This is a genomic window from Bartonella sp. AP88XZML, assembly GCF_042195565.1.
Lineage (GTDB): Bacteria > Pseudomonadota > Alphaproteobacteria > Rhizobiales > Rhizobiaceae > Bartonella.
On record NZ_JBHIOQ010000042.1, the window covers coordinates 1 to 8,860 of the forward strand.

At 41.1% G+C, this 8,860-nt stretch carries 13 protein-coding genes and 1 pseudogene; 12 read left to right on the forward strand and 2 right to left on the reverse strand.

Annotated elements, in window-relative coordinates:
- The 11 genes and pseudogenes from ACFIK2_RS06650 to ACFIK2_RS06700 all read left to right on the forward strand — a co-directional run.
- Nucleotides 1-670, forward strand: a 670-nt coding sequence (locus ACFIK2_RS06650; protein WP_375677050.1) for a phage tail sheath family protein, incomplete at its 5' end; no start/stop codon positions are given.
- A complete protein-coding gene (locus ACFIK2_RS06655) occupies nt 670-1,176 on the forward strand; it encodes a phage major tail tube protein (RefSeq protein WP_375640736.1) in 507 nt (168 codons plus the stop codon). The genes ACFIK2_RS06650 and ACFIK2_RS06655, both read left to right, overlap by 1 nt.
- A 2-nt stretch (nt 1,177-1,178) precedes the next feature.
- Nucleotides 1,179-1,466 (forward strand): phage tail assembly protein, encoded by a 288-nt coding sequence (locus tag ACFIK2_RS06660; RefSeq protein ID WP_375626896.1) that lies wholly within the window; start codon nt 1,179-1,181, stop codon nt 1,464-1,466.
- A 47-nt stretch (nt 1,467-1,513) separates the two neighbouring features.
- Nucleotides 1,514-1,576, forward strand: a complete 63-nt coding sequence (locus tag ACFIK2_RS06665; RefSeq protein WP_244395846.1) for a GpE family phage tail protein — start codon at nt 1,514-1,516, stop codon at nt 1,574-1,576.
- The gene (locus ACFIK2_RS06670; protein ID WP_375677051.1) at nt 1,573-3,639 is read left to right on the forward strand and encodes a phage tail protein; all 2,067 of its coding nucleotides are present in this window, start codon (nt 1,573-1,575) and stop codon (nt 3,637-3,639) included. The genes ACFIK2_RS06665 and ACFIK2_RS06670 overlap by 4 nt, the downstream gene beginning before the upstream one ends.
- Before the next feature lie 5 nt (nt 3,640-3,644).
- A complete protein-coding gene (locus ACFIK2_RS06675) occupies nt 3,645-4,025 on the forward strand; it encodes a phage tail protein (protein ID WP_375662884.1) in 381 nt (126 codons plus the stop codon).
- Nucleotides 4,022-4,246 carry a tail protein X gene (locus ACFIK2_RS06680; protein WP_375677052.1) on the forward strand — a complete coding sequence of 75 codons (225 nt, stop codon included), beginning with the start codon at nt 4,022-4,024 and terminating at the stop codon, nt 4,244-4,246. Before ACFIK2_RS06675 ends, ACFIK2_RS06680 begins: the two co-directional genes overlap by 4 nt.
- Nucleotides 4,243-5,556: a contractile injection system protein, VgrG/Pvc8 family gene (locus tag ACFIK2_RS06685; protein ID WP_375677053.1), complete on the forward strand. Its 1,314-nt coding sequence runs from the start codon at nt 4,243-4,245 to the stop codon at nt 5,554-5,556. The genes ACFIK2_RS06680 and ACFIK2_RS06685 overlap by 4 nt, the downstream gene beginning before the upstream one ends.
- Nucleotides 5,557-5,871: 315 nt before the next feature.
- Nucleotides 5,872-6,414: pseudogene (locus ACFIK2_RS06690) on the forward strand (Rha family transcriptional regulator); the annotation flags it as partial.
- Nucleotides 6,415-6,701: 287 nt separating this feature from the next.
- Nucleotides 6,702-7,421 (forward strand): phage antirepressor KilAC domain-containing protein, encoded by a 720-nt coding sequence (locus tag ACFIK2_RS06695; protein WP_375677054.1) that lies wholly within the window; start codon nt 6,702-6,704, stop codon nt 7,419-7,421.
- The gene (locus ACFIK2_RS06700) at nt 7,418-7,696 is read left to right on the forward strand and encodes a hypothetical protein (protein WP_375677055.1); all 279 of its coding nucleotides are present in this window, start codon (nt 7,418-7,420) and stop codon (nt 7,694-7,696) included. Before ACFIK2_RS06695 ends, ACFIK2_RS06700 begins: the two co-directional genes overlap by 4 nt.
- Before the next feature lie 47 nt (nt 7,697-7,743).
- Here the strand turns inward: ACFIK2_RS06700 and ACFIK2_RS06705 are convergent, their stop codons facing one another.
- Both ACFIK2_RS06705 and ACFIK2_RS06710 read right to left on the reverse strand, forming a co-directional pair.
- Entirely contained in the window at nt 7,744-8,064 is a 321-nt protein-coding gene (locus ACFIK2_RS06705) for an addiction module antidote protein (protein ID WP_012231054.1), read from the reverse strand.
- A complete protein-coding gene (locus ACFIK2_RS06710; RefSeq protein WP_006589072.1) occupies nt 8,051-8,353 on the reverse strand; it encodes a type II toxin-antitoxin system RelE/ParE family toxin in 303 nt (100 codons plus the stop codon). The genes ACFIK2_RS06705 and ACFIK2_RS06710 overlap by 14 nt, the downstream gene beginning before the upstream one ends.
- 159 nt (nt 8,354-8,512) lie before the next feature.
- On the opposite strand from ACFIK2_RS06710, the gene ACFIK2_RS06715 reads away from it, so the two are divergent.
- Nucleotides 8,513-8,860: lysozyme (locus tag ACFIK2_RS06715; RefSeq protein WP_375677056.1), on the forward strand; the 348-nt coding region annotated here is incomplete at its 3' end.

Here is an 8,860-nt window from a genome sequence, read left to right on the forward strand (position 1 = left end):
AAACAGCACAGATGAAGCAGCCCTTAGCACAGCAAAAGATTTTGATTCAAAGCGCGCCATTCTTATTGATCCATTTGTAAAAGTGAATCGTAATGGCAAAATTGTAGAACAGCCAGCAAGCGCAGCAGTTGCAGGTGTCATTGCCAAAACTGATTTCGATAACGGTTTTTGGCATTCTCCTTCAAACAAAGTGATCAATGGCATTGTTGGAACTGCGCGCCCCATTGATTTTTCCATTGGGGACAGATCAAGCCGCGCTAACCTTCTTAACGAACAAAACATCACAACAATTATCCGCGAAAATGGTTATCGTCTTTGGGGTAATCGCACCCTTTCAAGTGATACAAAATTTGCTTTCTTATCGGTGGTGAGAACCGCAGATATGATTAATGACGCCATTTTGCGCGGGCATCTATGGGCTGTCGACCGCAATATCAAAAAAACCTACATGCATGACGTGAGTGAAAGCGTCAATGCCTATTTGCGTGATTTAAAAGCACAAGGCGCCATTCTTGGTGGGCGTTGTACGCCTGATCTAGAGCTTAATACAGCAAGCGCCATTGAGAGCGGTAGAGTCTATTTCAATGTCGAATTCACCCCCACAACACCCGCAGAACATATCACGTTCCGTTCACACATTGTGAATGATTATTTAGAGGAGATCTTTTAATGGCTATCCCCGTTTTACCAAGAGTTTTGAAATATTTTAACATTTTTGTCGACGGTATTCCCTATCAAGCAAAATGTGAAAGCGTAACATTACCGAATTTGAATTTGGTCGTTGAAAACTATCGTGGCGGAGGCATGGATAGCTCCATTGAAGTTGACCTTGGTCTTGAAACCCTCATTCTCACCATGACCATTTCTGATTGCTCTCCAGAGTTGATGGCACTGTTGGGGCGCACTGATGTCAACATTTCATTACGCAGTTCAATGCAAGCGCAAGGCACACCTGCAGAAGGTGTTGTCATTACCATGAGAGGACTATGCAAAGGCTTTGAAATGGCAGAATGGCAACCGGGGAGCAAAGCTACATCCACGGCTACATTTACATTGCAGTATTTTAAATATGTCCAGAAGGACGTTGAAATTGTTGAGATAGACGCCCTCAACATGGTGAGGAGATTCAATGGCGTCAATCAACTCGCAGATCATAGAGAAAACTTAGGATTATAAAAATGACAGTACAAACAAGCATTACACATAAATTACTTGTACCGATTACCTTTGAAGGAAAAGAACATACCGAAATCACCTTACGGCGCCCGAAATATAAAGACTTAAAAGCGACCTTTAAGGAAGACGATGCTGATCAGTTAGAATTCATTACTTCACGCCTTTCTGGCTGGCCTATAGATGCCGTTGAGGAAATTGATCCTTATGACATGGAAGATATTCGTGAGATTATAGATTTTTTTTCAAGTCGGCGGGCTTCCAAGACTGCGAAACTGCCGCGAAACTCATAGCCGATATTGCCATTGTTTTTCATTGGCCACTTTCAGACATGATGGAAATGGAACTGGAAGAATTGGTCTTTTGGCGAAATCAAGCAGCAGAAAGGTATAAGACAAAATGAGTGAAAAAGTTGCTGATGCAAAGGTGAGATTATCTCTTGAAGACAAACTCACCGCACCTCTCAAACATCTTCAAAAAAAATTCGATACATTGTCAAAAACACTCTCACTGAGATTGAGTATTCCGCGCTTTTCTGCTGCTGTCAAAAACATGACGTCAAGTTTGAAAGGTGTTCAAAGTGCTCTTGGAGTGGCGGCAAGCCGTGCTTCAGTCTTTACTGGTGCTTTAGGGCTTGCCGGTGGTGGTCTTGTGGCAAGTGTGACCGCCGTTACCATGAAAACCATGCATCTGGGCGATAGTCTTTATCACGCATCACGCCATTTAAATATGAGTGTTGCATCACTTCAATTATGGGGTGATGCAGCCGATAATTCAGGCACTTCCGCCGAACTCTTTCAACAATCCTTAGCGGTTTTAAATAGGCGTTCGGCACAAGCATATGCCGGACAAAAAAGAGGCGTGATGGGCTTTGAAGCACTTGGCATTTCTGTCAAAAACACTTCTGGAAAACTCAAATCCACTTCTGTCTTGTTGGAAGAAATTACCGACAAGATGAGTAAGATGAAGAATCAAGCACAAAGACAGCATATTGCTGCTCTGTTGTTTGGTGGTGATGGTAAAGAAATGGCTACCATGCTTGCACAAGGCATGGCACCCATTAAAGAGCTGTTTGCAAAGGCGCGGAAAGGAAAATGGCTGATAGGTGCCGATGTTGCACGCTATGCCGCAGATTTAAGTGATAAGCTTGGTGCTTTTAAGAAAAAAATAGGCGGTATCGCGAGCTTTATTGGCGCGCGTTTCATGCCCGTCATCAATGACATGATTGACGGTTTTTCAAAGTTGATTGATGAAAACCGCGACCTCATTCAAACAACCGTTGCTGGATGGGCTAAAAGCGTAAAAAAAGTCTTTAATGATTTGCTTAATCCTACCTCTGATTTGAGAAAAGGTATCAGTGATCTCACAGAGAGGATTAAAGGCTGGTTCCAATGGCTAGAACCTCTGATTGGTGAAATAACCCTCTTTAAGGTAGGACTTGTAGCACTTGGTTCATTCATTTTTGGTCCACTCATTACCGCATTAGCCGCAGCGGGAGCAGCGTTTGTCACACTTGGCTATACTATAATGACGACACCTATCGGTTGGCTAATTGGCGGCATCGCAGCTCTTGTTGTAGTCTATAAATATTGGGATAAACTCAATGGCTGGGTAGCCGCATCTTTAGCCGCAGTTGGAGTAGTTCTTATAGCTTCAGTTATTCCAGCAATAATCGCCGCTGCATCCTCTTTTATATCGCTTGGTATCGCAATCATGACCACTCCTATCGGCTGGATCATTGGCGGTATTGCTGCCCTTGTTGGAGCTGGATATCTACTCTACAAAAATTGGGATACGGTAGTAAGCTTCATAAGCAACTTGTGGGATTCTTTTTACAGCTTATGTAGTAATATTTTCAATAATCTCTTTACGCTCTTTAAAAACTTTTCACCACTCTATTGGATAGCAAAAGGAATCAATGAACTCATTAAATGGTTGCTTGGCGTTGATTTAATGGAAGCTGGTGCCAATCTCATTGGTAGCTTGTGGGAGGGTATCAAAAGCCAATGGGATGATCTGTATAACGGTTTTAGCAATATGATGAATAAATTAACCAGCTGGATGCCTAATTGGGTGAAAGAAAAGTTAGGCTTTAATGTTTCAATCAATAAGACTTCAACCCAAACTTTAAAAACCTTTACTGAAGAAACCAATGCACGGGCAAAAAAAATGCTGGATACAGCAGTGGTTACAAATACCCCAGCTGAAAAACGCAAGAGTGGTTTTAATACAAGTGTCGTTGAAACAGGACAAATGCAGGCAACAAATAAAGCGGGTGCCTTTAAAGCTCCAAAGCCTATTACGGTTCACAAACCCGTTGAAGTAGACGCCCGTGTAACCATTACAAATCTCAATATTTCAGTACCAAATGGTCTCAAAGACGAAATCAGAGACGCTGTCAATCAAGCACTTGAACGCTATGCAAAACAGCAACGCTTGGCTATAGCCTCTAGCCTTTCGGATTAAATACCATGATGTTAGCTTTAGGTGGTTTTATTTTTTCGATTGAAACAGCAGCTTATCAAACCCTCGATATGTCTTATGGTGTTCCATGGGTGGAGCAAGGGCGATTGGGGAGAAAGGCGGCTCTTCAATTGCCAGCTGTTGCAAATGCGGAGTTTTCTTTAGCGGGTGTGATTTATCCAGATTTCAAAGGTGGTCACAGACAGCTCGAATATTTACGACAAATAGCGCATATGGGACCTCACATTCTTGTGACCGGTCAAGGCAAAATCTTAGGTAAGTTTGTCATTCTTTCTGTAGAGGAAAAACAAAGCATTTTTCATCATAACGGCACCCCAAAAAAACAAGAATTTACAATAAAGTTAAGAGAATATGGTGAAGAGCTATGAGTGATCTTTACGTAACAAAAGATGGCGATATGGTTGATGCCATTTGCTGGAGATACTATGCAAAGGGTCAACAAGCCCTTGCTGTTGAACGCGTTTATGCAGCGAATTTTGGTCTTGCAGTCTATGGACCCATTTTAAAAGCAGGCATCACGATACTCTTACCAACCCTCCCCTATCCGAAAGCCACACCAGTGATCAGAATTTGGGGCAGTCAATCATGAAACCTTTTTGCACAGTGATGGCAAATGGAGAGGACATCACAAGAATGCTCATGGATTATGTTTTATCAATTGAAATTACCGATGAAGCAGAAAACAAAAGTGATCGTATCACTATAGAGCTTGATGACCGCGCACGTGACAGTGATAACGGCTTTCTTGATATTCCTCTTATCGGGACAGTTATTTCTGTCACACTTGGCTATGAAGGGGGCAAAAACCGCGATATGGGAGCCTATCTAATTGATGAAATCTCTGTAAGCAGCCCACCCCAAAGCTTAAGCGTGACAGGGCGCGCCGCCTCTATGAACACGTCTTACAGAACCCCCAAAAGCCAATCCTATCACCAACAAACCCTTGGCAGTATTGTTCAAGAGATAGCAGAGCGCAATGGCTATACGCCAAAGGTTGATCCTTCTCTTGCAAAAATCGTTGTGCGTCACATTGATCAAACTTCTGAGAGCGATATGGCTTTTGCCACACGCCTTGCAGAAGACTATGATGCGGTAGCAAAACCCGTTGATGGCAAGCTTGTTTTAGCTAGACGGGGTGAAGGCAAAGCTATCACTGGTGAAACACTCCCCGTTGTTATTATCCATGAAAAACTCTGTACCTCTTGGGATTTTAAATATAGCGCACGGGATGAAGCAGGAGCAGCCAATGGCTTAGCAACAGAAGCAGGAGATGATCAAAAAGCCGCCGCTGATGCACGAGAGCCAGAAGAGATTGATGATGATGAAAACTTTATCCATATGGATGACAGTGATCAAGCAGCACCATCATCATCTGAATCGCAAAAAGCAGAAACAACACCTGAGAAAGAAGAGGAAGACAAAGAGAAAAAAGGCGGTGTTCTTGCAACCTATCATGATATCCGCAGTGGTGAAAAAAAAGAAGTCAAAGTTGGTAACCCACCGTTTCATGAACTCAAATACACCTACCATAATCAATCAGAGGCTGTTGCGGCCATTGCTGCTTATCGCAATAAATCATCACGCGGTAAGTCTTCTTTCTCATGTGATATCGGTGGTGATCCGTTTGTGCAAGCAGAAGCAAAGCTTGTTCAGGAGCCCCCTTTCCGCCCCTATATTCCAGCAGAATGGCGCATCAAGAGCGTTAAGCACAAACTTGATAAAACGGGTGGTTACACCACAAAAATAGAGTGCGAACTTTTTGATAAAGCGCAAGAAGATGCGGCTGGAAACGTTGCAAACACCACACCAGACAAGGACGATACCCTTGATCCAAACGCCCCACCAAACGCATGCGACGAAGGCGAAGGCATAATCCATATGGACGAGGAGGATAGATAAGCCAAATTAGCAAAAGTGCAAAAAAAATATCGAAAGCAACTTGACAATGTGGCGACAATATGAATAATCGAATCAGGTGCCTAACAAACACCTTAAACCAATAGCGGATAGATTGCCGAACCAATCTTTTCTCCGCACATTAAAGACTTTGACTCATTGTATGCTACGTGCATATAATAATGTTGTCGGGTGTGGTTACACTATACAATACCCTAACGGGGAAAGTGTGACGACGGACTATTGGCCGTGTTTGTTAGCACCCGGCACTCTTTAATTGAGTGTCATTAAGAAACGTCTAACCAATAGGAGTTCATAATGAACACTCTTATAGAAATTAAAGGAAGTGCTGCTAATGGTGCTACCATTCAGACTATGTCTAGCATTGAAATTGCGGTGGTATGTAGTAAGAAGCATAAAAATGTTATGCGAGACATTAAACAAATATTTAGCGAGCTCAAATTTGAGCCGGCTAAATTTTTAAGCAGTTATATTGATGAACAAGGAAAAACACGCCCTTGTTATAATTTACCCAAGCGTGAATGTTTAATTCTTGTTTCAGGTTACAGCACTGCCTTGCGAGCTAAAATTATAGACCGTTGGCAAGAATTGGAAAAACAAGTAGCAACACCACAGATAGCAACACCACAAGTTGATTATTCCAAACCCGAAGCATTACTTGGTGTTTTGAATCACTTACAAAGTAAAATTGAGCAGAAAGATCATGTTATTGCTGAGTTAGAGCCCAAAGCAAAAGCTTTGGAAGGCTTAAAACGTTCTGATGGTTTATTCGGTTTGATAGAAGCAGCGAAGATGCTTGAAGTGCGACCAAAGGATTTAACGGATTACTTTTATAAAAACATTACATTGCCACTTGACATTATGTCGACAATATGAATAATCGAATCAGGTGCCTAACAAACACCTTAAATGCATAGCGGATGGATTGCCGACACAATCTCTTCTCCGCACATTAAAGACTTTGACTCATTGTATGCGTGTGGCATATAATGACTTTGTCGGGTGTAGTTGCGCTATACAATACTCTCACGAGGAAAGCGTAACGACGGACTATGCACCGTGTTTGTTAGCGCCCGGCACTCTTTATGGAGTGTCATTAACAAACGTCTAACTGCATAGGAGTTCACATGAACACTCTTATAGAAATTAAAGAAGGTACCTCTAGTGGAGCTACCATTCAAACTATGTCTAGCATTGAAATTGCGGAGGTGTGTAGTAAGCAGCATAAGAATGTTATGCGCGATATCAAGCAAATATTTAACGAGCTCAAATTTGAGCCGGTTGATTTTATCGGCACTTACGTTGATGCAAAAGGTGAAAGCCGCCCTTGTTATAACTTACCTAAGCGTGAATGTTTAATTCTTGTTTCGGGTTACAGCACTGCTTTACGAGCAAAGATTATTGACCGCTGGCAAGAATTGGAAAGACAAGTAGCAACACCACAAGTTGATTATTCCAAACCCGAAGCATTACTTGGTGTTTTGAATCACTTACAAAGTCAAATTGAGCAGAAAGATCATGTTATTGCCGAATTGACTCCAAAAGCAGAAGCTTTAGAAGGTCTAAAACGCTCTGATGGTCTGTTTGGTCTTATTGAAGCAGCAAAGATGTTGGAGGTACGACCAAAAGATTTAACCGATTACTTGCGTAAACATGATTGGGTCTATCGACGGGCTCCAGGGGCGCCTCTGTTACCTTATCAGGATAAAATCAAGAAAGGCTTTATGGATTGCCCTGCTATCACCATTCAAAGACCAGATGGTACAGAAAAGGTACTCCCTTCAACAAAAATTACCTCCAGAGGATTGGCATGTTTGAGAGAGCAAATTCATGGAGGTGTACAATGAAGATAGATACCAACTTCTTATGCGATTTATGGATAGCATTATCTCAATTTTCTAATGATGAAAATGTGAGCGACAAAGATTGTAGTGCTCTGGTTCAAACTATGAATGCAATAGAAAAGGTTTTGATTTTAAAACTTCAAGATGACGTACCCAATATTACAAAAATCTTGGCAATTTTGACAGATTTTGGAGCTTCCGAACCGCCACATAGCATGGATTCTTTGTTGCGCGCTTATGAACCAAATTTCGAGAGCCCTATTAAAAAGGTTGCTTAAGTTCAAAAACAGAAGTCCCCTCCCCGTTCTCAAAAATGGGGAGGGGATTAAGAGGCTTCTTCTAAAGCTGTTTGCTCTTTACTATTCTTTTGGATAGGCGTTAAACTCATTTGTAAATCTAATGCACTTAACACACTAAGAAAAGTAGAAAGGCGTGGATCACCTTTATCGCTTAAAGAACGATAAAGAGACTCGCGATTTAGTCCTGTCTCTTGAGAAACAGTTGTCATTCCTTGTTTACGCGCAATAATACCTAATACATGTGCAATATAGCCACTATTTTTGGTTTCTAAAGCATCATCTAATAAGATCTTAAAGTCTTCAGGTGTATTAAAATATTCACTTACATCAAATTTAGTAATTTCCATGTTTCATTTCCTTTACTAATTGAAGGGCTTTTTCGATATCTTTTTGTTGTGTGGATTTATCACCAGCATTTAATAACAAAATGATTTGTTTCCCTTGTTTTACAAAATAAATCCTATAGCCTGGTCCATAATTTATTTTTAGTTCACCAATGCCACGGAAATATTTCACGTCTCCTAGAAGCCCATATTCAAGGCGGAAAATACGTGCAGCAATTTTCTTTTGCACTTGTTTGTCTTTTAACGAGTCTAACCACTCTGTAAAATAGTGTGTTTTTTTAACAATAAACATTTGTAGTTTATATGCTACATAATAGATAATGTCAAATACATTCTTTTGTTCCAATGAACAAGCTACATAGGTTTTAACAAGCCATCCTTTCAAATAGGAAAAATATCAATTTTTTAATCCAGCTCTGCTTTTTGCGGAGCTTTTTTTATGGAGAAGCATATGCGAAAAATATCATCAGAAGGACTTGCACTTATCAAACAATGGGAAGGTTTGCGTTTGAACGCCTATAAAGATGCCATTGGGATGTGGACAATCGGTTATGGACATACAAACAGTGCTGGAAAACCTTTTATTTACGAAGGCATGACAATCACTGAAAAGCAAGCAGAAGAACTTCTTTGCCAAGACTTAAGACAATTTGAAAATGCTGTTGAACGCGCTGTTACAGTTTCATTAACGGATGAACAATTCGCGGCGTTAGTGTCCTTTTGCTATAATGTAGGAACAGGAGCCTTTTGTAACTCGACACTGTTAAAAAAGCTCAATCAAGGTGAATATGAAGCTGTC

What these genes read in the sequence shown, in the direction of transcription:
- ACFIK2_RS06685 (WP_375677053.1), top strand. Translation starts at nt 4,243, where the DNA reads ATGAAACCTTTTTGCACAGTGATGGCAAATGGAGAGGACATCACAAGA.
- ACFIK2_RS06655 (WP_375640736.1), top strand. Translation starts at nt 670, where the DNA reads ATGGCTATCCCCGTTTTACCAAGAGTTTTGAAATATTTTAACATTTTT.
- ACFIK2_RS06680 (WP_375677052.1), top strand. Translation starts at nt 4,022, where the DNA reads ATGAGTGATCTTTACGTAACAAAAGATGGCGATATGGTTGATGCCATT.
- ACFIK2_RS06675 (WP_375662884.1), top strand. Translation starts at nt 3,645, where the DNA reads ATGATGTTAGCTTTAGGTGGTTTTATTTTTTCGATTGAAACAGCAGCT.
- ACFIK2_RS06705 (WP_012231054.1), bottom strand. Translation starts at nt 8,064, where the DNA reads ATGGAAATTACTAAATTTGATGTAAGTGAATATTTTAATACACCTGAA.
- ACFIK2_RS06670 (WP_375677051.1), top strand. Translation starts at nt 1,573, where the DNA reads ATGAGTGAAAAAGTTGCTGATGCAAAGGTGAGATTATCTCTTGAAGAC.
- ACFIK2_RS06710 (WP_006589072.1), bottom strand. Translation starts at nt 8,353, where the DNA reads ATGTTTATTGTTAAAAAAACACACTATTTTACAGAGTGGTTAGACTCG.
- ACFIK2_RS06700 (WP_375677055.1), top strand. Translation starts at nt 7,418, where the DNA reads ATGAAGATAGATACCAACTTCTTATGCGATTTATGGATAGCATTATCT.
- ACFIK2_RS06695 (WP_375677054.1), top strand. Translation starts at nt 6,702, where the DNA reads ATGAACACTCTTATAGAAATTAAAGAAGGTACCTCTAGTGGAGCTACC.
- ACFIK2_RS06660 (WP_375626896.1), top strand. Translation starts at nt 1,179, where the DNA reads ATGACAGTACAAACAAGCATTACACATAAATTACTTGTACCGATTACC.